The organism is Kitasatospora cheerisanensis KCTC 2395 (assembly GCF_000696185.1).
In the GTDB taxonomy this organism is placed as follows: domain Bacteria; phylum Actinomycetota; class Actinomycetes; order Streptomycetales; family Streptomycetaceae; genus Kitasatospora; species Kitasatospora cheerisanensis.
The window spans coordinates 7045431-7067117 of record NZ_KK853997.1 but is presented as its reverse complement, the minus strand read 5'-3'; the positions used below and the strand labels follow the sequence as shown (position 1 = coordinate 7067117).

Here is a 21687-nt window from a genome sequence, read left to right as displayed (position 1 = left end):
GTTGACCAACACCCGTCATTCCGAGGCGGGTTGGGCAGTTCGGCCTGCCCACGGAACACCGCACCGGTACGGAGGAACGTCATGAAGCGCACCCGGACGCGCACCGCCGGGACCGCACTGGCCCTGCTCACCGTCGGCCTGCTCCTGGTCGGCTGCGAGCCAGCGAAGAACGCCAAGGCCGCACCCCCGTCGAGCCCCTCCCCCACCGCCGCCGCCAGCAGCACCGGCCTGTCGTACCACGCGCCCAGCGCGAGCCCCAGCAGCACCTACCTGCCGCCCACCCGGCTCGACGACTCCTACTTCGCCGAGGGCAGCTGCGCCCGCTCCCTCAACCCCGGCGGCAGCGGCACCACCGCCCACTACGAGATGGTCCCCTGCGACAGCCCGAACGCCGAGGCCAAGGTCACCAAGCGCAGCGGCACCCTGACCGGCGTCGCCGCGGCCCTCCCGCACGGCGCGGACTGCCCCGACGGCACCGACCTCGCCCTCGACCTCACCCAGAACGCGCTCACCGACGTCACCCGCAACCGGTCCGCCTGGGCCTGCCTGCGCAACCTGCACGACCCGCACCCCGGCGAGCCCGGCGGGGGCGGCGGCCCCGGCATCGTGGTCGGCGACTGCGTCTACGCCACCAAGACCGCGAGCGGCTCCGACAGCGTCGCCGAGACCCGCTGCGACGGACAGGGCGACCACCGGCCCGAGTACAAGGTCGACAAGGAGTACGTCAAGCAGACCGTCAGCCTCAAGGGCAGCACCGAGCAGACCTGCCCCGACGAGGCCACCGTCACCTTCACCATCCCCGCGCCGCCCGGAGCGCTCGCGATGAACCCGACCGTCGCCTGCGCCGAACCCGTCGACTGAACGGCCGCGCCGGGCCGGACGGGAGGGTCTAGGCTTGCACACTCCTGTCCGGCCACGGGTGGCATTCAAAGCCCGTAGGCTGGGCAGGTAGGGACCTGGGGGCGGCAGTGCCCCCGCCACGGACGGAGGGAGATGCCGGGTGATCGAGCTGGAAGACCTGCCCGAGTTGATCGACCCGGTGATGATCTGCGCCTTCGAGGGCTGGAACGACGCCGGCGACGCGGCCTCCGCCGCGCTCGGACACCTCGACGAGACCTGGGGCGGCAAGGTGTTCGCCGCGCTCGACGCCGAGGACTACTACGACTTCCAGGTCAACCGGCCCACCATCTGGCTCGACGGCGGGGTCCGCCGGATCACCTGGCCCACCACCCGGCTCTCGGTGGTCCGGGTCACCGAACCCAAGCCGCGCGACCTGGTCCTCGTCCGCGGCATCGAGCCCAGCATGCGGTGGCGCTCCTACTGCAACGAGCTGCTCGGCTTCGCCCACGAGTTGGGCGTCGAACTGGTCGTCGTCCTGGGCGCGCTGCTCGGCGACACCCCGCACACCCGGCCGGTCCCGGTCTCCGGTGTCACCTCCGACTCCACGGTGGCCCGCAGCCTCGACCTGGAGGAGAGCCGCTACGAGGGCCCGACCGGCATCGTCGGCGTCCTCCAGGAGGCCTGCGCGCACGCCGGCGTCCCCGCCGTCACCTTCTGGGCCGCCGTTCCGCACTACGTCTCCCAGCCGCCCAACCCCAAGGCCACCCTGGCGCTGATCAACAAGCTGGAAGACCTCCTCGACCTGCGCATCCCCCCGGGCGAGCTCGCCGACGACGCCCGCGCCTGGCAGCTCGGCGTCGACCAGCTCGCCGCGGAGGACTCCGAAGTCGCCGAGTACGTCCAGCAGTTGGAGGAGGCCCAGGACACCGCGGAGCTCCCGGAGGCCTCCGGCGACGCGATCGCCCGCGAGTTCGAGCGCTACCTGCGCCGCCGCGAGAACCAGGGCCCCAAGGGCGAGAAGCCCATCACGGGGCACGCGACGGAACGGCCCAAGGACGAGGACGAGGACTGATTTCCGAGCCCCGTCAGGGGCGCGGGGAACTGCGCGAAGCGGAAGGCACCCGCCAGCAAGATCGCGACGCAGGCAATGACTTGCCGTTGATCGCGACCTGGCTGACGGATGCCGGTTGTTCGCGCAGTTCTCCGCGCCCCTGTTTTCGCACCCGCCTGCGCTTGCGCCTTACAGCGCTACGCCGAGGAGGGCGTCCACCGCGCGGGAGACCAGGCCCGGGGCGCCGGTGTCGTCGCCGCCTTCCGCGGCCGCGGTCGCGGCCCAGCGGTCGACGGCGGCGAGGGCGGCCGGGGCGTCGAGGTCGTTGGCGAGGGCCTCCCGGATCTCCGCGAGCAGCGCCGTCGCGGAGGGCCCGTCGGGACGGGAGACCGCGGCGCGCCAGGTCGCGAGGCGGGTGAGGGCGGCGTCGAGGTCGTCGGCCGTCCACTCCCAGTCGCTGCGGTAGTGATGGGCGAGCAGCGCGAGCCTGATCGCGGCGGGGTCGATCCCGTCGCGTCGCAGCGCGGAGACGAACACCAGGTTGCCGCGGGACTTGGACATCTTGTGGCCGTCGAGGGCGACCATGCCGGCGTGCACGTAGGCGCGGGCGTAGGGGTGGGCGCCGAGGGCGACCTGGGCGTGCGAGGCGCCCATCTCGTGGTGCGGGAAGGACAGGTCGCTGCCGCCGCCCTGGAGGTCGAACTCCATGCCGAGGTACTTGAGCGCGATGGCGACGCACTCGATGTGCCAGCCGGGCCGGCCGTGGCCGAGCTCGGTGTCCCAGGCGGGTTCGCCGGGCCGGGCGGAGAGCCAGAGCAGGGCGTCCAGCGGGTTCTTCTTGCCGGGGCGCTCGGGGTCGCCGCCGCGCTCGGCGAAGACCGGGAGCATCTGCTCGCGGGTGAGGCCGGAGACCTCGCCGAAGTGCGGGTCGGACTCGACGGAGAAGTAGATGTCGCCGTCGACCTCGTAGGCCGCGCCGGAGGCGAGCAGCTGCTGGACCAGCGGGACGATCCACGGGATGGACTCGACGGCGCCGATGTAGTGCGCGGGCGGGAGCATCCGCAGCGCGGTCATGTCCTCGCGGAACAGCGCGGTCTCGCGGGCGGCGAGTTCGGTCCAGTCCTGGCCGGTGGCGACGGCGCGCTCCAGCAGCGGGTCGTCGACGTCGGTGACGTTCTGGACGTACAGGACGTCGTGGCCGGCGTCCTTCCAGACCCGCTGGACCAGGTCGAAGGTGTTGTAGGTGGCTGCGTGGCCCAGGTGGGTCGCGTCGTAGGGAGTGATGCCGCAGACGTAGAGCCGGGCGGTCGGGCCGGTCGGCACGACTTCTCGGACACTGCTCGTGGCGGTGTCGTAAATGCGCAGGGGAAGCCCCTGACCGGGAAGGGCGGGAACCTCGGAGGCGGGCCAGGCATGCATGGGACCGACTCTAACCGTGCACAGTTTTGAAAGACCAACCTGTTGGCATGATCGGCTTGATTCCGATCATTCTCTGTTTCGGATCGGTATCAGACCGGCGGCCAGGGAATAGACGGCCAGTCAGCCGACGGCAGCGGATGCCGCCCGGAGCGCAGCAGCGCACCGGTCCGGGCCCGCAGCGCGTCGAGCTCGACGGGCGTCAGGTGCGGGCGCAGCCGCTCGCCGAGCGCGCCGTCCAGGTCGGCGGCGAGCTTGCCGAGGACGTCGAGGGCCTCGGCGGTGAGCGGCTGCTCGGCCCAACCCCACAGCAGGGTGCGGAGCTTGGGCTCGGTGTGGAAGGTGACGCCGTGGTCGATGCCGTAGATCCGGCCGTCGGCGGCGGGCAGCCAGTGGCCGCCCTTGCGGTCGGCGTTGTTGAGGACGGCGTCCAGCACGGCGAGGCGGCGCAGCCGTTCGTCGTCGCGGTGCACCAGCCAGGCCTGGCGTCCGGCGTCGATCTCGGCGCGGACGATCGGGAGCCAGCCCTCGGCCGGACCGTCCAGCGGCTGGAGGTCGAGGAGTTCGGGGGCGTCCGGGTCGGGCTCGATCCACAGCTGGACCATGCCGGGCCCGGCGGGGCCCTCGCGCAGCACGGTCGGCGGGACCAGCTGCCAGCCGGTGGCGGCCGACACCTCGTGCGCGGCGGTCTCCCGGCCGGCCAGCGTGCCGTCCGGGAAGTCCCACAGTGGGCGTTCGCCGGCGACGGGCTTGTACACGCACGGGGCGGTGACGCCGTCCAGCGTGGCGGTGCAGTAGAGGACGGCGTTGGAGGCGTCGGTGACCCGGCCGTGGACGGCGAGCGCGCCCTCGCGCAGCAGGGCGAGGGCGGCCGGGGCGTCGGCGGCCAGCGCGGCGCTGGTGGCCGGGTCGGTGCCGGGGGCTTCCACGGCCGGCTGCTCGCTCAGCGCCGGTAGCCGTTCGCGCGCGGGCACAGGTGGCCCTCCGGATCGAGCGGCAGGTTGCAGAACGGGCAGGGCTTGCGGCCGGCCGCGACCAGGTCCAGGGCGCGCTTGGCGAACACCCGGGCCATCGCGCCGCTGAGCCGCACCCGCAGCAGGTCGGGGCCGTTCTCGTCGTCGAAGACCTCGACCTCGTCCTCGTCCTCGGACTCCTCGACGTACGCCTGCGCCTCGACCACCAGGCACAGCTCCCGGGCATCCCAGGCGAGGGCCATCGTGCCGACCCGGAACTCCTGCTCCAGCGGCAGGTCGAGCGGGGCGGTGTCGAGCAGGTCGACGGGCGCGGCGGCCGGGATCGGGGCCTCGCCGCCGCTGCGCCGCAACGCCTCGTCGAGGACTTCCTCGATGCGTTCGGCGAGGGCGGCGACCTGCGCCTTCTCCAGCAGCACGCTGGTGATCCGGCCGCGCGAGGAGGCCTGCAGGTAGAACGCCCGGGCGCCGGGCTGGCCGACCGTGCCGGCCACGAACCGCTCGGGCTGGTCGTAGAAGTGGACCTGACGGGACACGCTGCTCGCTCCGGTACGGGGGTGTGCGGTCTTCTCGATCTCACCCTACGGCCAAACGGCCCTGCCGTGGGGCGTGAGTGGTGCGGATTCCCGGGGGACGGGGTGTGCCTAGACGGTGCCGGTCTCGCCGCCGACCACCGCGTCGTCGCCGGCCGAGCGGCCGTGCGGGCGCGGGGCGAGCGCGGCCAGCGAACCGGTGTCGCCGAGGCGCAGCAGGTAGGGGCGGTGCGGGGTGTAGCGGATCGCGGTGACCGAGCACGGCTCGACCGAGATCCGCTGGAAGTGGTCGAGGTGCAGGCCGAGGGCGTCCGCGACGATCGCCTTGATCACGTCGCCGTGGGTGGCGACCGCCCACAGCGCGTCCGGGCCGTGCTCGACGGCGATCTTGTCGTTCCACTCGCGGACCGCGTCCACGGTGCGGTGGCTGAGCGTGCGCAGCGACTCGCCGCCGGGGAAGGCGGCGCCCGAGGCGTGGTCCTGGACGGTGCGCCAGAGCGGCTCGTCGGCGAGCTCGGACAGCGGGCGGCCGGTCCACTCGCCGTAGTGGCACTCGCCGAGCCGCTCGTCGAGGTCGGGCGCGCCGAGTTCGGGGCGGGCGGCGACCAGCGGTTCCAGGGTCTGCCGGCAGCGCTCCAGCGGGCTGCTGACCAGCCGGGCGATCGGCAGGCCGGCCAGCCGCTCCGGGAGGGCGGCGGCCTGGGCGCGACCGGTCTCGTCCAGGTCGACGCCGGGCGTCCAGCCGGCCAGGATTCCGGCCGAGTTGGCGGTGGACCGGCCGTGGCGCACGAGCAGCAGGGTGGGCATACCGCAAGCCTACGGGGTGATCCCCTCCCGGCGGGCCGGGAGTTCGGGTCACAATGGCGGGCATGATCGTGGATTGCGGCACCTACCGGGCCGGACGGCGCACCGAGGGCCCCGAGGACTTCTCGGACGCCCTGGACGCGGTCCGGGCGGCCGGCGACGGCTTCGTCTGGATCGGCCTGGCCGACCCGACGGAGGCCGAGTTCGACCACGCCGCCGAGGAGTTCGCCCTGCACCCGCTGGCCGTGGAGGACGCGGTGACGGCGCATCAGCGCCCGAAGGTGGACATCTACCAGGACTCGGTGTTCACCGTCCTGAAGACCGCCGGGTACCACTCCGAGGACGAGACGGTGTCCATCGGCGAGCTGATGATCTTCCTGGGCGACTCGTACGTGATGACCGTCCGGCACGGCGAGGAGAGCCCGCTCAAGGACCTGCGGGCCGAACTCGAGAAGCAGCCCGAACTGCTCGCGCACGGGCCCGCCGCCGTGCTGTACGCGATCTGCGACCTCGTCGTCGACCAGTACCTCGACGTGGCCACCGAGCTCCAGACCGACCTGGACGAGCTGGAGGCCGAGATCTTCTCCCCCGGCCGGGTCCGCGGCGCCGCCGAGCGCATCTACGCCTTCAAACGGCAGGTGGTCGACTTCCGCAAGGCCACCTTCCCGCTGATGGAGCCCGCGCTGCGCCTCACCCGGGCGGGCGCCCCCGGCGCCTCCGGCGAGGTCCGGGTGCCGTTCGTCCCCGCGGAGCTGCGCCCCTACTTCCGGGACGTCGCCGACCACCTGGCCAAGGTCAACGAAGTGGTGGAGAGCCTGGACCGCCTGCTCTCCGACATCCTCTCCGCCAACCTCGCCCAGGTCAGCGTCCAGCAGAACGACGACATGCGGAAGATCTCCGCCTGGGCCGCGCTGGCCGCCGTCCCCACCATGATCGCCGGCATCTACGGCATGAACTTCGAGCACATGCCGGAACTCCGCCAGCCCTGGGGCTACCCCGCCGCGCTCGCCCTGATGGCCGGCGTCTGCATCGGCCTGCACCGCCTGTTCAAACGCGCGGGCTGGCTGTAGCCGCCGGCCCGCGCGTCCGACCGACGGTCCGTCAGGACTGCTGCTGACGGCGGCGGGTGACCAGCACGGTGGCCGCACCGAGAGCGACCGCCGCCGCACCCGTGGCCGCGAGGGCGCCCAGCGGGGCGTCGGTGCCGGTGGAGGCGAGCACGCCGGTGGTGGTCGTGCCGCCGGTGCTCGTCGTGGTGGTGGTCGTGGTCGTCCTGGTGGTGTCGGTCACCGGGGTGGTGTCGGTCACCGGGATGACGACCGTCCCGCCGTCGGTCCCGGTCTGCGGCTGGTTGCCCTGCTCCTGCGCGGCGGCGTCGCGGGCCGCCGCCTGGGCCAGGCCGACCTCCAGGAACGTGCGCAGCGCCTTGTTGGAACCGTCCTGGAGCGCGGCCAGGGCGGCCTTCCGAACCTCCGGGCCACCGGTCTCGGCCAGGCGGGAGATCCGCAACTGGTCGTCGTCGTGGCGGATCTGCGGCAGGCGGCCGATGAAGTAGATCAGCTCCTGGTCCTCGCCGTCGAGCGCCTTGTTCGCGGCCTCGGTCATGATCCGGGTGATGCCCGGTTCGCCGAGGATCTTGGCGACCCGCACCCGGTACTCGGCGGCGACCGGCGGCCAGACCGTGGCCAGGAAGTGGTCCATGTCCGCTTCCGTGCCACCGTCGTAAGCGTCCCGGGCGGCCTGCCAGACCGGGCTGCCCTCCTCCGAGATGCTCATGATCTGCGCGACCCGGACGAACTTGTCGTCGACCAGGATCCTCGGCATCTCGACCTCCAGGAAGTGCCGGACGTCCTCGACGGTCCCGGCCGCCGCCGCCTCCGCGTGCTCGTAGAAGTACCGGCTGTGGCCCTTCTCGGCGATCGCCTTGGCGAGCCGGTCCCGCAGCTCCTTCTCGACTGCCGCCGGATCCGCGGGCTTCGGGTCGGCGGGCTTGGGGTCCGCGGGCTTGGGGTCGGCGGGCTTCGGGTCGGCGGGCTTCGGGTCCGCGGGCGCGGGGGTGCTGGGCGCGGGCGTGGTCTCCGCCGGGGCCGGCGTGGTGGGCGTGCCGGCCTCGGGCTCGGTGGCGCCGGTGCTCGGCTCAGACTCGGGAGCCTCCGGTGCCGTGGTCTCCGGTGCCGTGGTCTCCGCCGCCGGAACGTCCGGCTGGGACTGGCCGGTCGGGGTGGGCGTGGTCTCCGCGAGGGCCGGGGTGGCGCCGAGGACGGTCGGGGCGGAGACGGCGGCCACGAAGACGGCAGCGGCGATCGAACGGCGAATGCTCAAAGTTCCCCTGGAACGGTTCAGGCGCATGAGACCAGCACTGCGGAGCACTCCCCCAGCGGCGCGCGAGCGATCGTATCGAAACCTTATGTGCCGTCAAAACGCTTTGTTTGACCGCTCTTTGCCCACTATCGCCCCTTTTCTCGCAAGGTCTCGCTCGCGACCACGGCGCCCCCGTTCGTAAGCTTGGCCACCACCGGAAGGGGACGGACATGCGGAAACGGCGCACGGGCTGGTCGATCACGTACTTCCTGCTGGGGGTTCCGTGCCTGCTGGTCGCCGTGACGCTGGCCTCGGGCGTGAGCAGGTTGACCCACCTGATCCCGGTGGTGATCCTCGGCGTCCCGGGGGCGGTGATGACGTTCCGCGCCCCGTTCTTCAGCGTCTCCTACGGGCCGCAAGGGGTGAAGTACGTCGGCCTGTTCGGCTCCCGGTCGCACGCCTGGGCCGACGTCCGCGAGGTCCGCCTGACCGTCCTGAAGGGCAACGTCTACTCCTCCGACGTCCCGGAACTGGTGCTCGCCTCCGGCCGGACCGACCTCTTCCACATGATGGCGGGCCACAGCGCCGGCCGGACCCGCAACAGGCGGGTCGAACGACTCGTCACCGACCTCGAAGCGGCCCGCGCCGCCGCATCCTGACGGCGCCTTCGCGGCGTCGGCGCGGGGCTGTTACCACTCGGTCGAGGTTCCGGCTGGTGACGGCCGGTTCGAGCGACCGGCCCGGCCGGTGGGGACCATGCGCAGGTCCGCGTCCTGCGTGATGAGGTGCCGCCCCGTTCCGGGCCGGGGCCCGGGCCGGCTCGTCCCGTCGGACGTCCGGCCCCGGGATGGGCTACGCCAGGCCCGCGCGGTCCAGGGCTTCGACTCCGGTGCGGAGGGCGGCGATGCGTTCGTCGAGGGTCCAGCCGGCGGGGGCGAGGGTGAGGGTGGTGACGCCGGCGGCGGCGTAGGCCTGCATGCGGTCGGCGATGCGGGCGGTGTCGCCGAGGAGGGCGGTGGCGTCGATGAAGTCGTGCGGGACGGCGGCGGCGGCGCCGGGCTTGTCGTGGGCGAGGTAGCGGGTCTGGACTTCGTCGGCGGCCTGCTCGAAGCCCATCCGGCGGGCGAGCTGGCTGTAGAAGTTCTTCTCCTTGCTGCCCATGCCGCCGAGGTAGAGGGCGGTGTAGTCGCGCAGGGTGTCGGCGGCGGCGTGGATGTCCTCGCCGACCGCGATGTTGACGGTGGGGCAGAGATCGAAGCCGTCCAGGGTGAGGCCGGCCTTGGCGCGGCCGGCGGCGAGGGCGTCGACGGAGAGGTTGGCGTGTTCGGGGGAGAAGAAGAGGCCGAGCCAGCCGTCGGCGATCTCGCCGGTGAGTTCGAGGTTCTTCGGGCCCATCGAGGCGATGTAGATCGGCAGGTGTTCGCGCACGGGGTGGACGGTGAGCTTGAGCGCCTTGCCGGGGCCGCCGGGCAGCGGCAGCGTCCAGTTGGCGCCGTCGTGGACCAGCCGTTCGCGGGACATCGCCTTGCGGATGATCTCCACGTACTCGCGGGTGCGGGCCAGCGGCTTGTCGAACTTGACGCCGTACCAGCCTTCGGAGACCTGCGGGCCGGAGACGCCGAGGCCGAGGCGGAAGCGGCCGCCGGAGAGGGTGTCCAGGGTGGCCGCGGTCATCGCGGTCATCGCGGGGGTGCGGGCCGGGATCTGGAAGATCGCCGAGCCGACGTCGATCCGCTCAGTCTTCGCGGCGACGTAGGACAGCACGGTGGCGGCGTCCGAGCCGTACGCCTCGGCGGCCCAGCAGACGGAGTAGCCGAGCCGGTCGGCCTCCTGGGCGACGGCGATGTTGTCGGCGTCCAGGCCGAGTCCCCAGTAGCCGAGGTTGATCCCGAGTCGCATGTGCCCACAGCCTTCCAGTCGGGTGGTGCGGCGGGAGTGGCCCCCGCGTCCAGCGTCATGCTACTGACCGGTAGCCGCGCCGTCCGCACCCCTGCTCCGAGATACTGCCCGGATGGCCAGGAAACGTCCCTCCAGCACCTTCGCCGACCTTGTCGCTGCCATGCCCGCGCCGCCGGAGGACGAGCCGGTCCGCTTCCACGGCACGCCCCTCGGCGACGGCGGGTTCACCGACGCCGACGGCTGCCACTGGCGCCTCGCCCGCGGGCCGCTGGACGTCCGGCGCGCCAAGCGGCTGGCCGTCACCGCGGACCGGATGACCATGGACGTGGAGTGGGACGACCGCTCCGAGCGCTGGCTGCCGCGCGTCCTCCCGGACGAGGAGCGCCCGGCCGCCTGGCTGGCGGCCCGGGCCGGCTACGGCGCCGCCACCCGCACCTCGTACGCGGCGTTCGAGTTCACCGACGACGCGGGCCGCGTCCTGCTCTTCATCGAGACGTACTGCTGAGCCGACCTGCCGCCGGTCCCCGTTCCCCCGTACCCCCGTTCCCGCGGACGGCATCGGCCGGGCGGGTCGTTCCGGGCAACAAACGGTTTCGCCGCTACTCTCGCTCCACGTGGGGGCGCACCGCCCCCGACCTGCGCCGTCGTGCGGCGGCGCAGCGCGGTTGACGGAGGGTGCGATGGAACAGCGACTGCTCGGCCGCACCGGCCTGCGGGTCTCCCGGCTCGGCCTGGGCACCCTCACCTGGGGCCGGGACACCGACGAGCACGAGGCCGCCGAGCAGTTGAAGGCGTTCGTCGACGCGGGCGGCACGCTGGTCGACACCGCGGACGTGTACGCCGACGGCGGCGCCGAGTACCTGCTGTCGCGCCTGACGGACAGTCTGATCCCGCGCTCCGAACTGGTCATCGCCACCAAGGCCGGCGCACTGCCCGGCTCGCCCCGCACCGACGCCTCCCGCGGCCATCTGCTGAACGCCCTGGACGCTTCGCTGCGCCGCCTCGGCACCGACCACGTCGACCTGTGGCAGGTGCACGCGTACGACCCGGCCACGCCCACCGAGGAGACCCTGCACGCGCTCGACCTGGCGGTCTCCTCGGGCCGGGCCCGGTACGTCGGGGTGTGCCAGTACAGCGGCTGGCAGCTCGCCAAGTCCGCGGCCCGGCAGCAGGCTTCGCCCGGCCGGACCCCGCTGGCGGCCGTCCAGCTCGAGTACTCGCTGCTCCAGCGCGGCATCGAACGCGAGGCGCTGCCCGCCGCGGTCGACGCCGGGGTGGGGCTGCTGGCCTGTTCGCCGCTGGGCCGGGGCGTGCTGACCGGCAAGTACCGGCACGGCGTGCCGCCGGAGTCGCGCGGCGCCGCGCAGCACCCGGCGGGCTCGGTCAAGCCGTACCTGGGCGAGGCGTCCCGGCGGATCGTGGACGCGCTGGCCACCGCCGCCGACGGCCTGGCGTCCAGTCCGCTGAAGGTCGCCCTCGCCTGGGTGCGCGACCGCCCCGGCGTGTCGGCCGCCCTGCTGGGCGCCCGCACCGCCGCCCAGCTGCAGTCCTCACTGTCGGTGGAGGCCCTTACGCTTCCGGGTGAGATCCGCGCTGCCCTGGACGACGTTTCGGCCCCGGTGCACCGCTACCCGGACCAGGGCTGGACGGAGCTGTAGCCGCCCACCCGTTGAAGGAGCCTTCCGCATGACCACCCCCGAGGAGAGCCCGGCCCCGGCCGCCGAGCAGCACGCCGGTACCGTCGCCGCCCTCGCCGAAGCGATCCGGGCCGTCGGCAAGAGCGGCGCCGACGACCAGTCAGCCCCCGCGCCGCGCGCCGACGGCCCGTCCGCCGACGCCCAGCGCAGGGCCGCGCTGGACGCGGTCGCCGAGGTGCTGGCGGCCGGCGGCGCGCCCGCGCAGCTCGCCCCGGCGGCGGTCGCCGAGCTCGGCGAGGGCGCGGCCGAGCTGCTGCGCGAGGACCCGTGGGCGGTGCTCGCGCTGCCCGGCGTCCGCCCCGAGCACGCCGACGGCTTCGCCCGCGGGCTGCTCGGCGCCGAGGCCGGTCCGGGCGACCCGCGCCGCGCCCAGGCGCTGGTGGCGTGGCTGCTGGAGCAGGCCGCGCTGCGCGGGCACTCCGCGCAGGAGCTCGGCGAGGTCTCCGAGGCGCTGCGCGCCCAGCACGTCCCGGACCCGGCGGGCGCGCTCCAGGCGGTGCTGGTGGACGGGCGGGTGATGCCGTTCCAGGAGGAGCTGCCGATGCCGCCCGGCAGCCACGACGAGGACGAGGAGCCGCCGGTCCGCACCCTGCTCGCGCTGGAGCGGCTCGCGCTCGCGGAGGAGAGCCTCGGCGAGGGCCTGGTCCGGCTGCTCTCCACCTTCACCCCGGGCGAGGACGCCGAGGAGCCCTCGGGCGAGGCCGCGGCCGAACCGTCCGACGAGGCCGCTGACGGCCCGTCGGGCGAAGCCGCGGCGGAGTCGCCCGCCGAGGCTGCGGCGGAGTCGCCCGCCGAGGCTGTGGCGGAGCCCGCGGCCCCGGCCGTGCCCGTGCAGCCCGGCCCGGCGGCGTGGGAGGCGGCGGCCGCGGCCGCGCCGTCCCGCTCCGCGCAGGAGCTGGTGCGCACGGCCGCCGGGTCCGGCCTGGTGCTGCACACCGGCGGCGAGGCGGCCCGCGCCGAACCGGCCGCGCTGCTGCACGCCGCCGCCGGGCTCGGCCTGCGGGTCTGGGCCGCGACCTGGACCGGCCAGGGCCGGGACTCGCTGGCCGCGCTGCTGCCCGCCGGCTCCCCCGCCGCCGGCCGGATCGGCACCCTGGCCGAGCTACTGTACGGCAGCGGCGCCGAGCTGCCGCGCGCGGTGGACGGCACCCTGCCGCTGGACGTCCTGGTGGTCCTGGACGCCCCGCTGCTGGACGTGGAGACCGCCGCCACCCTGCTGGAGGCGCTCGCGGACGGCACCCGGCTGGTGCTGTCCGGCGACCCGGGCGGCCTGTGGTCGGCCGGTCCGGGCCGGTTCTTCGCCGACCTGCTGGCCGCCAGGGCGTGCCCGGCGGTGGCGTCCCGCACCCCGGACTTCGGGCCGATCGGCGAGCTGGTGTCGGGCATCGGCATCGGCGAGCTCCAGCCGGTGGACGCCCCCGACAAGGAGGTGGTGATCCTCACCGCCAAGGACGGCGGCGAGGCCGTGCACCGCGCGGTGCAGCTGCTCACCGACTCCATTCCGCGCGCCCTGTCGATCCCGTCCGAGCAGACCGTGCTGATCACCCCGGGCCACGCCGGCCCGGCCGGCACGCGGGCGCTGAACGCCGCCGCGAAGGCCAAGCTGAACCCCGGCCCGGGCCGGTTCGGCGGCTTCGACCCGGGCGACCGGGTGGTGCACTCCCCCGCGCTGGGCGTCAACCTGCCCGCGCGGGTGCTGGACGGCGACGCCGCCGGCCTGCACCTGGAGCTGGCCGACGGCGGCCGGCTCACGCTCTCCCCGCAGCAGGCCGGCAAGCTGCGCCACGGCTGGGCGGTGACGGCCCATCAGGCGGTCGGCCGGCGCTGGCCCGCGGCGATCGTGGTGCTGCCGGAGGACGCGGCCGGGCAGCTGACCAGGCAGTGGGTGTACGCGGCGTTCGGCCGGGCCGAGCGGCACCTGTCGGTGGTGCACGCGGCGGGCCCGGCGCTCGCCCAGGCGGTCGCCGAGCGCCCCGCGGCGGCCCGCACCACCCGCCTGCGGTCGGTCCTCACCGACCAGTAGCCGACCAGCGGCCGACCAGAGGCCGCGGCACACGGCACACCGAAGGGCCCGGCACGACGAAGCGCCCGGCACGCCGAAGGGCCCGGGACGGCGATCCGTCCCGGGCCCTTCGGGGGTGCTGCCACGTGTCGTCAGTCGTCGAGCTCGTCGTCGTAGACCTCGCTGACGTCGAAGCGGCAGATCAGCAGCTCCGGGTCGGCGCCGTCGAACGGCTCGGGCAGCCACTCGCCGGGCTCGGCGGGCTCGGTGGCCGACACCCACAGCGTGGAGTCGCCCTCCTCCAGGCCGAACTCCTCGGCCCGGGCGGCGATCTCGTCGGGCTCGTACTCGCCGAACAGCACGCCGATCGCCGCGGTCACCTCGGCCTCGCCGCCCCCGCCGGGGGTGAGCGTGTCGTCGACCCGTTCGGCCTGGGCACGCAGGCGCTTCGGGTCGGCGACCAGGTAGTCGCGGCGGATCAGCACGCTGATCGCCTCGGGCTGTTCGGGCCCCTGGTAGCCCGTCCCGGAATCGTCGCCCGGAATCTCAAAGGGGGTGACCTCGTCGTAGACCTCGTAGAGGATCTGGTCGTAGGCGATGGCGGCCGCCGCGAGCTCCTCGTACGCGTGGACGACGACCGGATCGCCGGGCTCGGTGGAGCTGGAAACCGCCTGCAGGTGGCGGTCAATGGCGGCCTTGACCGCCTCGGCGGCGGCCCGTACCTCGGTGATGGTCAGCTGCGCGGCATCAGACATGGTGCAGACGCTATCCCCACCTGGCGACGACACGCACAGCGGTTGTCACCTCCGGCCGGGAAAACCGGGCAAGTTCACCCTGGATGTCCGTTCCGCACCCTTCTGTCACCGCCGTTTTGGCGGGCCCGCGGGCGGCGGTTCCGGCAGGCTCCGCACCCCGGCGGCCCGCGCCCCGGGTCGGCGGCGCGTTCGCGGCACGCGCATCGGCGCGGCCGGGGGCGGGTATCCGTATCGGAAGGGAAAACTGATTGACGGTCAGCTCCGGGCGGGGCGAGGCTCGTCCCGCCACCTGGGGCGGACCGTACCCGGGCCGGCCGCCGGCCGGCGGCGCGCCGTAGGCTTGCAGGCAGCACAGCAGCGGAGGAGAGACCTTGATCCCTACCAAACCGGTTCGGCTTCCGGAGTACGAGTACCAGTCGCTTCGCCTGCCGCGCGGCACCTCCCGCAACGCCGCGCGCCAACTCCTCACCGACCACGCCGAGTACGGGCACTGGGAGCTCGACCGGCTCCGGCTGTACCCGGACGGCAGCCGGACGGTCCGACTGAAGCGGCGCATCATCCGGCAGGTCCGTTCCACCTGGTAGCGCGCAACGCCCGCGCCCGGGCCGCCCCTTCGCGTCGCGCGAGGGGGCGCCCGGGCGCGGGCGTTTCTCCGCCGGGTGCCGCGGACCCCGGTGTCCCGGAGCCGCGGCCGCCCCGGGCGCCGGGGTCAGTGCCGGCCGGCGGCGCGGGAGCGGCGGTACAGCACGCCGCCCGCGAGCAGCATCAGGAAGCCGGCGGGGGCCAGCACCTCCAGGCCGGACGCACCGGTGGAGGCCAGCTGCTGCTCGCCGTGCACGCCCCGGACCTCGGCCGGCGGCGGCGGGACGACGACCTTGCCGGGCGGGGTGGTCGGCGGCGTCGTGGGCGGGGTGGTGGGCGGCGTGGTCGGCGGGACGACCGGCGGGCACTCCTCACCGGTGCACGGCGGCGTCGGGGGCTGCTCGGGCGCCGGGAGGTTGGCGCACTCGTTGCCGAACGCCGGGTTGCCGACGCCCACCACGTTGACCGAGTTGCCGCACGCGTTGATCGGGGCGGAGACCGGCACCTGCGCCTGGTTGCCGGAGAGCACGCCCGGCGAGTTGCTGGTGGTGCCGGTCGCCGTGGCGCCCGTCCCGGCCGGCGGGCCGGACTTGGTGTCGCCCGAACCGGTGGATCCGGTGGGGAGCGTGGAGCCGCCCGGGCCGCCCCAGCCGCCGGTGCCCGAACCCTCGGAGCCGGAGCCGCCGTTGGCGCCGGAGCCGCCGTGGGTGCCGGAGCCCTGGGAGCCGGAGCCGCTGGTGCCCGAGCCGGCGGTGCTGCCGTGGTGGGCGGCCGGGCTGCTGTTCGAGCAGTCGTTGCCGTACGCCGGGTTGAGCAGGCCGATCACGTTGATGGTGTTGCCGCACGCGTTCACGGGGAGCTCCACGGGGACCTGCACCGCGTTCCCCGAGGCGACGCCCGGCGAGTTGGCGGCCACGCCCTGCGCGTCGGCGGTGGCGTAGGCGTAGCCCGCGGTCGAGGCCAGCACGCTGCCGGTGGCCATGGCCGTGAGGAGGCCTTTCCTGGCGACCTGTCGCATTGACTCCCCTTGTTTTCTTGTCCGGTGGACTGATGAACCGACATCCGGCGACTTCCGAATTCCATCCGCCGGAACCGTTCATCGGTCCGATAGTCGGAATTCCGTGCCGCATTTGCGGCAGCACTACCTTCAACGACGTTGAATGATGAAGGTTGAGCTGGATGCAGTCAGTTCATCCGATCGGGTGAGGTTCGCCGTATGCCGGGAACCGCGACGTTCACCCGCACGGGGAGCCCCGCCGAAAACCCCCGGGAATCCCTCCGGGAATCCCCCGGGAATCCACCGGTCGTTCCGCCTGGAAGGGAATTCCTCCGGACATGCGTCCGCCCCCGCGCGTCGGCAGGGACGCGCGGGGGCGGGAGCCCGGGTTGATCAGGCGTTCACGCAGCTGTTGCCGAACGCCGGGTTCAGCAGGCCGATCACGCTGATGGTGTTGCCGCAGACGTTCACCGGCACGTGCACCGGGATCTGGACCACGTTGCCCGAGAGCACGCCCGGGGAGCCGGCCGCGGCGCCCTCCGCGGTCGCGTGCGCCGAGGCGATGCCCGCGCCGGCGAGCAGCAGACCACCGGTGGCGGCGGCAACGGCAGCGATCTTCTTGGCCTTCATCTGTCTGTTCCTCCTGGTCGTTTCCAGCCCGTTCCCCCGGGCTGCACACGGATGAACGAAGGCCCGGCGCCCGCGGATGCGGGGCCGGGCCGACATTCACCCGTTGAAGTGATCAAGCGAACAGATGATCGCCATTTCTCCTGCTGTCCAGCTTTGATGCCGGTCTGTTTCTCATACTCACTCGGCCGCGGCCGTCGCCGCCGCCGGATCCGGCGTCAGGCCAGGTCGATGAACCGGTCGAGCACCCGGACGCCGAACTTCAGGCCGTCCACCGGGACCCGCTCGTCCACGCCGTGGAACATGCCGGCGAAGTCCAGGTCCGGCGGGAGCTGGAGCGGGGCGAAGCCGAAGCAGCGGATGCCGAGGTCCTGGAAGGACTTGGCGTCGGTGCCGCCGGACAGGCAGTAGGGGACGGCGCGGGCGATCGGGTCCTCGGCGCGCAGCGCGGTCTGCATGGCCTCGACCAGGGCGCCGTCGAAGCTGGTCTCCAGCGCCTTGTCGTAGTGCAGGCTCTCCCGCTTGACGCGCGGGCCGAGCACGCTGTCCAGCTCGGCGAGGAACTCCTCCTCGTAGCCGGGCAGGAAGCGGCCGTCCACGTGCGCGGTGGCCTGGCCGGGGATCACGTTGACCTTGTAGCCGGCGCCGAGCATGGTCGGCTGGGCGGTGTTGCGCAGGGTGGTGCCGATCATTTTGGCGATGCCGCCGAGCACCCGGAGCGTCTCGTCCATGTCCTCCGGGTCGAGCCGGACGCCGAGGGCGTCGGAGAGCTCGTCGAGGAAGGCCCGGACGGTCTTGGTGATCCGCAGCGGGAACTGGTGCCGGCCGAGCCGGGCCACCGCCTCGCACAGTTCGGTGATCGCGTTGTCGTCGTTCTCCATCGAGCCGTGGCCTGCCCGGCCCTCGACGGTCAGGCGCATCCAGTGCATGCCCTTCTCCGCCGTCTCGACCAGGTACAGCCGGGCCTGGTCGTTGACGGTGAAGGAGAAGCCGCCGACCTCGCCGATCGCCTCGGTGACGCCCTCGAACAGCTCGGGGTGACGGTCCACCAGGAACCGGGCGCCGTAGGTGCCGCCGGCCTCCTCGTCGGCGAGGAAGGCCAGCACCAGGTCGCGCGGGGGCTTGCGGCCGGTGCGCAGCCGGTCGCGGACGACCGCGAGGGTCATCGCGTCCATGTCCTTCATGTCGACCGCGCCGCGGCCCCAGACGCAGCCGTCGGTGATCTCCCCGGAGAAGGGGTGCACCGTCCAGTCATCGGCGTTGGCCGGCACCACGTCGGTGTGGCCGTGGATCAGCAGTCCGGGGCGGGAGCGGTCCTCGCCCTCGATCCGCACCACCGTGGAGGCGCGGCCCTTCGCCGATTCGAAGATCTGCGGTTCCAGCCCGAACTCGGCGAGCTGCTCGGCGACGTACTCGGCCGCCTTCCGCTCCCCCGGGCCCGAGCCGTCGCCGTAGTTGCTGGTGTCGATGCGGATCAGGTCGCGGCAGATCTCGGCGACCTCCGACTCGGCTGTCACCCGGTGCTCGGTGCCCACACTCATCGCTCCCACCTAGTCTCGGCCCGCCCGGCGCGGCTGCGGTCCGCGCCGCCCCGGCCGGCCGGGGCCGCGGGCGCCATTCCGCCATCCTCCCCCAGCGCCCGCCGCACCCCAAGGGCGCGGGTACCCGACACCCCCCGGTTTCGAAGCCGCACCCTCCCCGACGCCCCCGGTTTTGGGACTCGCAGGCGATCTTTGCTACTGTTGTCCATGTCAGCGCGGGACAACGACCCGCAAAGACGACACCCGGTCCGGGTGGCGGAATGGCAGACGCGCTAGCTTGAGGTGCTAGTGCCCTTTATCGGGCGTGGGGGTTCAAGTCCCCCCTCGGACACCAGACGGAAGACCCCAGGTTCGCCTGGGGTCTTCCGCTTTTTCCGGGTGGTCACCCGCTGGTCAGGGCGCGGGTGACGAGCTCGTCCAGGAGGGCTGTGTAGCGGCCGGTCCAGGAGTCGATGGTGTCGGCGTTCCAGAGGTCGGTCGTGTACTCGAGGTAGCCCGCGTAGACCTCGCCCGCGGGGACCAGGCCGAGGTTGAACTCGCCGCGGGCCGCGGGGATGGTGAGGTCCTCGACCTGGACGGTGAGGCCGGGCAGGTCGATGTCGGTCTCCAGGGAGCTCTGGTACTGGAAGCCGTAGTCGAGCCGGTCGGGGACGTCCGGGAGGCCGCGTTCGCGCAGGCGGGGGCCGAAGACGGACAGCGGCATCAGGTGTTCCAGGGCTTCGGCGGCGGCACGGGCGGTCTCGCGGACCTGGTCGGCGAACGGCGTCGAGGGTTCGGTCCGCAGCCGCAGCAGCATCGAGGAGACGGTGCAGGCGAGCAGCGTCTCCTCCTCGCGGCGGGCGCGGTTGGCGTACGCGACCTGCATCAGGTGGTCGGTGCGGCCGTTGAGGCTTCCCATGAACCGGCCGAGGGCGGTGACCGTGACGGCGAACGGGGTGGTGCCGAGCCGCCCGGCCAGTTCCTCGACCCGGGCCCGCACCTGCGACGGCACCGTGAACTGGGCGACCTGTCCCAGGCCGCTGAGCTTCTCGGGGCGCGGCCGGTCCACCGGGAGGTCGTGGGTGAAGGGCGGTGCGTCCTTCAACTGCCGCTCCCAGTAGGCGTAGTCGTCCTCCCGGTCGGCCTGGCCGCGGAGCTGCTCGGCGCGGGCGTAGGCGCTCTGCTGGGTCGCCGCCGGCAGGCCGTGCGGCTCGCCGGTGACCGCCGCCCGGTACAGCGCGGCGAGGTCCTTGAGCAGCAGGCTGACCGCCCAGCCGTCGCACATGGAGTGGTGCATGACGAACACCAGCGCCCAGGACTCCTCGCCGGTGCGCACCAGCCGGACCGCCGGGTGGGCGCCCGCCTCGATGTCGAACGGGTGCCTGGCCGCCTCGGTGCTGATCCGGGACAGCTCCTCCTCCCGTTCGGCCTCGTCCAGGCCGCGCAGGTCCTCGACGGGGGCCGTACCGGTGCGGCGGGCAGGACCTGCTGCCACCAGTCCTCGGGCCGCTCGCCGCGCACGCACCGGGTGCGCAGGGATTCGTGGCGTTCCGTCAGGCCGGTGAGGGCGGTGTGGAGCGCGGCGACGTCCAGCGGGCCGGTGATCAGGAGGCGCAGCGCGACGTTGAACACCTCGGGTACCGGGAGCTTGCCGATGCGGTCGACGAACCGGGCCTGGGTCACGGTGAGCGGGGGCGGTCGGGGGCGGCGGCCGGGGGCGCGGACGGTGCGGGTGCGCCGCCGGCGGCGTCCACGAAGTCGGCCATCGCGGCCGGGGTGGGCTGCTGGAAGAGCCGGGTGACGGGCACGTCCACGCCGAGGGCTTCCTGCACCCGGTTCACCAGCCGGATCGCGGTGATCGAGTGGCCGCCGAGGGCGAAGAACGAGGTGTGCGGGTCGACCGCCTGCGGGTCGAGGCCGAACTCGGCCGCCCACAGTTCGCGCACCCGCTCCAGGGTCCGCGACGGGCGGGGGCGGCCGCTTCGGGCGCCGGGGCGCCTGCGGGGCGGGCGTGGTCGGGACGGGCGTGGTCGGGACGGTGATGTCGGGTTCGGGCAGGGCGGCGCGGTCCAGTTTGCCGATGGCGGTGAGCGGCAGCTGCGGCAGGACCGCCCAGGCGCGCGGCACCAGGTAGTCCGGCACCCGGCGGCCGAGCGCCCCGCGGTCAGCACCGCGAAGGCCGTGCGCTGGGCGGCGGCCGTCGCGTCCTCGCCGTCCAGCGGCTCGGCGGGGACGAGGTAGCCGGCCAGGAAGGCGTCGCCGCGCGCGTCGCGCCGGGCGACGACGGCGGCGTCCCGCACGCCCCACAGCCGGCGCAACTGTGCGGTGGCCTCGCCCGGTTCGACCCGGAAGCCGCGGATCTTCACCTGGTCGTCGGTGCGGCCGCAGAACTCCAGCAGTCCGGTGGCGGGGTCGCGCCGGACCAGGTCGCCGGTGCGGTACATCAGCGCTCCGGGGCCGCCCTCCGGGTCGGGCAGGAACCGTGCGGCGGTCTCCTCCGGCCGGTGCAGGTAGCCGAGCGCGACTCCGGCGCCGGCGACGTGCAGGTCGCCGGGCGTCCCGTCGGGCACCGGCCTGCCGTCGGCGTCCAGCAGCCGCACCCGGACGTTGTCGACGGGCAGGCCGATCGGGATCGGGCCGGTCCCGGTGTCCTCGGGCGCGACGGTCGCCACCGTGCACAGGACGGTGGCCTCCGTCGGCCCGTAGACGTTGGTGACCCGGTACGGCGCCGAGGCGTGCGGCCGGACCCGCAGCACGTCGCCGCCGACGGCCAGGTGGCGCAGCGGCGGCTGGCGCCGCTGGTCGAGGCCGATCAGCGCCTCGCCGAAGGCGGTGGTGAGGAACGAGAAGGTGATGCCGTGCACGGTGTACCAGCGGGCCAGCGCCAGCGGGTCCTTGCGGGTCTCGTCGGCGGCGACGACGAGGGTGGCGCCCGCGGTGAGCGTCGGCCAGATCTCCATCAGCGAGCCGTCGAAGGCGACGCTGGACAGCAGTGCCGTGCGGTCCTCGGTGGTGGTCGCGAAGTGCCGGTGGTGCCACTGGCAGAACGCCACCAGGTTGCGGTGCGGGACGGCGACTCCCTTGGGGCGTCCGGTCGTTCCGGAGGTGTGCAGCACGTAGCAGAGCGCCGACGGCGTCGCCGTGTCGTCGGCGGCGGTGAGGGCGGGGGCGCTGCCGGGGTCGTTCACGTCGAGCACGGTGACCTCGGCGGGCAGGTCGAGGGCGGCCGCCGCGTCGCCGGTGGTCAGCAGCAGCGGCGAGGCGCAGTCGGCCAGCACGGCGTGGGCGCGGGCGAGCCCGAGGCCCGGGTCGATCGGCGCGTAGCCGTGGCCGGCCTTGAGGACGGCGAGCATCGCCACGGCCAGTTCGGGCGAGCGGTCCAGCCAGAGCGGGACCGGCCGGTGCACGCCGGGCTCCGGCGGGCCGAGCCGGTGCCGGACGACGGCGGCGAGCCGGGCCGCCCGCCGCTCCAACTCGCCGTACGTCAGGACGGTTTCGCCGTCGACGACGGCCGGGCGCCCCGGGTGGCGGGCCGCCTGCCGGGCGACCCAGGCGTGCACGGTGGTGTCGGGCACCTCGCGGACCGGGCCGCGGAGGCAGTCGGCCGCGGCGGGGCGGTGTCGGCGGCGGGGCGGTGTCGGCGCCGAGACGGGACAGCGGTGTCGCGGCGTCCGCGACGGCCTGCCGCAGGA

General features: G+C 73.9%; 20 protein-coding genes and 1 tRNA gene. 9 read left to right on the top strand and 12 right to left on the bottom strand.

Annotated elements, in window-relative coordinates; genetic code table 11:
* The first annotated feature begins 81 nt into the window (after positions 1 to 81).
* Together KCH_RS38140 and KCH_RS31750 are read left to right on the top strand one after the other, a co-directional pair.
* The gene (locus KCH_RS38140) at positions 82 to 861 is read left to right on the top strand and encodes a hypothetical protein (RefSeq protein WP_051653669.1); all 780 of its coding nucleotides are present in this window, start codon (positions 82 to 84) and stop codon (positions 859 to 861) included.
* A 139-nt stretch (positions 862 to 1000) separates the two neighbouring features.
* Positions 1001 to 1912, top strand: coding sequence for a PAC2 family protein (locus KCH_RS31750; protein WP_035868775.1), 912 nt, complete (start codon positions 1001 to 1003; stop codon positions 1910 to 1912).
* 168 nt (positions 1913 to 2080) lie between these two features.
* On the opposite strand, the gene mshC is transcribed toward KCH_RS31750, so the two are convergent.
* From mshC to KCH_RS31730, 4 genes are all read right to left on the bottom strand, one after another.
* Positions 2081 to 3310 carry a cysteine--1-D-myo-inosityl 2-amino-2-deoxy-alpha-D-glucopyranoside ligase gene (gene mshC / locus KCH_RS31745; protein WP_035868771.1) on the bottom strand — a complete coding sequence of 410 codons (1230 nt, stop codon included), beginning with the start codon at positions 3308 to 3310 and terminating at the stop codon, positions 2081 to 2083.
* Between the two features lie 89 nt (positions 3311 to 3399).
* A complete protein-coding gene (locus KCH_RS31740; RefSeq protein ID WP_425268852.1) occupies positions 3400 to 4236 on the bottom strand; it encodes an SCO1664 family protein in 837 nt (278 codons plus the stop codon).
* Between the two features lie 14 nt (positions 4237 to 4250).
* Positions 4251 to 4814 carry a DUF3090 domain-containing protein gene (locus KCH_RS31735; protein ID WP_035868769.1) on the bottom strand — a complete coding sequence of 188 codons (564 nt, stop codon included), beginning with the start codon at positions 4812 to 4814 and terminating at the stop codon, positions 4251 to 4253.
* Between the two features lie 108 nt (positions 4815 to 4922).
* Complete coding sequence (locus tag KCH_RS31730) at positions 4923 to 5618, bottom strand: histidine phosphatase family protein (protein WP_035868766.1); 696 nt, start codon at positions 5616 to 5618, stop codon at positions 4923 to 4925.
* Between the two features lie 62 nt (positions 5619 to 5680).
* Between KCH_RS31730 and KCH_RS31725 the strand changes: the two genes are divergently transcribed.
* Positions 5681 to 6685, top strand: coding sequence for a CorA family divalent cation transporter (locus KCH_RS31725; RefSeq protein WP_035874687.1), 1005 nt, complete (start codon positions 5681 to 5683; stop codon positions 6683 to 6685).
* A 31-nt stretch (positions 6686 to 6716) separates the two neighbouring features.
* Here the strand turns inward: KCH_RS31725 and KCH_RS38135 are convergent, their stop codons facing one another.
* Positions 6717 to 7937 carry an ALF repeat-containing protein gene (locus tag KCH_RS38135; protein ID WP_051653668.1) on the bottom strand — a complete coding sequence of 407 codons (1221 nt, stop codon included), beginning with the start codon at positions 7935 to 7937 and terminating at the stop codon, positions 6717 to 6719.
* A 209-nt stretch (positions 7938 to 8146) separates the two neighbouring features.
* Between KCH_RS38135 and KCH_RS31715 the strand changes: the two genes are divergently transcribed.
* The gene (locus KCH_RS31715; protein WP_035868763.1) at positions 8147 to 8575 is read left to right on the top strand and encodes a PH domain-containing protein; all 429 of its coding nucleotides are present in this window, start codon (positions 8147 to 8149) and stop codon (positions 8573 to 8575) included.
* 193 nt (positions 8576 to 8768) lie between these two features.
* Here KCH_RS31715 and KCH_RS31710 read toward each other — a convergent pair whose 3' ends face one another.
* Positions 8769 to 9815, bottom strand: coding sequence for an LLM class F420-dependent oxidoreductase (locus tag KCH_RS31710; RefSeq protein ID WP_035868760.1), 1047 nt, complete (start codon positions 9813 to 9815; stop codon positions 8769 to 8771).
* 112 nt (positions 9816 to 9927) lie between these two features.
* On the opposite strand from KCH_RS31710, the gene KCH_RS31705 reads away from it, so the two are divergent.
* From KCH_RS31705 to KCH_RS31695, 3 genes are all read left to right on the top strand, one after another.
* Positions 9928 to 10320: a hypothetical protein gene (locus KCH_RS31705; protein ID WP_157032273.1), complete on the top strand. Its 393-nt coding sequence runs from the start codon at positions 9928 to 9930 to the stop codon at positions 10318 to 10320.
* Between the two features lie 175 nt (positions 10321 to 10495).
* A complete protein-coding gene (locus tag KCH_RS31700; protein ID WP_035868754.1) occupies positions 10496 to 11473 on the top strand; it encodes an aldo/keto reductase in 978 nt (325 codons plus the stop codon).
* Between the two features lie 28 nt (positions 11474 to 11501).
* Positions 11502 to 13535, top strand: coding sequence for a helix-hairpin-helix domain-containing protein (locus KCH_RS31695; RefSeq protein ID WP_244305517.1), 2034 nt, complete (start codon positions 11502 to 11504; stop codon positions 13533 to 13535).
* 131 nt (positions 13536 to 13666) lie between these two features.
* Here the strand turns inward: KCH_RS31695 and KCH_RS31690 are convergent, their stop codons facing one another.
* On the bottom strand, positions 13667 to 14269 hold the full coding sequence (locus KCH_RS31690; protein WP_035868752.1) for a hypothetical protein: 603 nt from the start codon (positions 14267 to 14269) through the stop codon (positions 13667 to 13669).
* Positions 14270 to 14643: 374 nt separating this feature from the next.
* Here KCH_RS31690 and KCH_RS31685 point away from each other — a divergent pair, with 374 nt between their 5' ends.
* Positions 14644 to 14853, top strand: a complete 210-nt coding sequence (locus tag KCH_RS31685; protein ID WP_035874678.1) for a DUF5703 family protein — start codon at positions 14644 to 14646, stop codon at positions 14851 to 14853.
* 125 nt (positions 14854 to 14978) lie between these two features.
* Here KCH_RS31685 and KCH_RS31680 read toward each other — a convergent pair whose 3' ends face one another.
* From KCH_RS31680 to KCH_RS31670, 3 genes are all read right to left on the bottom strand, one after another.
* Positions 14979 to 15833: a chaplin gene (locus KCH_RS31680; protein WP_425268851.1), complete on the bottom strand. Its 855-nt coding sequence runs from the start codon at positions 15831 to 15833 to the stop codon at positions 14979 to 14981.
* A 408-nt stretch (positions 15834 to 16241) separates the two neighbouring features.
* Positions 16242 to 16478 carry a chaplin gene (locus KCH_RS31675; protein ID WP_035868744.1) on the bottom strand — a complete coding sequence of 79 codons (237 nt, stop codon included), beginning with the start codon at positions 16476 to 16478 and terminating at the stop codon, positions 16242 to 16244.
* Positions 16479 to 16693: 215 nt separating this feature from the next.
* On the bottom strand, positions 16694 to 18016 hold the full coding sequence (locus KCH_RS31670) for a M20/M25/M40 family metallo-hydrolase (protein ID WP_035868741.1): 1323 nt from the start codon (positions 18014 to 18016) through the stop codon (positions 16694 to 16696).
* Positions 18017 to 18262: 246 nt separating this feature from the next.
* Here KCH_RS31670 and KCH_RS31665 point away from each other — a divergent pair.
* Positions 18263 to 18350 (top strand) — tRNA-Leu (locus KCH_RS31665).
* A 48-nt stretch (positions 18351 to 18398) separates the two neighbouring features.
* Here KCH_RS31665 and KCH_RS45340 read toward each other — a convergent pair.
* Positions 18399 to 19490, bottom strand: a complete 1092-nt coding sequence (locus tag KCH_RS45340) for a condensation domain-containing protein (protein WP_035868738.1) — start codon at positions 19488 to 19490, stop codon at positions 18399 to 18401.
* A gap of 184 nt (positions 19491 to 19674) precedes the next feature.
* Entirely contained in the window at positions 19675 to 21570 is a 1896-nt protein-coding gene (locus KCH_RS45335) for a non-ribosomal peptide synthetase (RefSeq protein ID WP_035868735.1), read from the bottom strand.
* Positions 21571 to 21687: the final 117 nt, after the last annotated feature.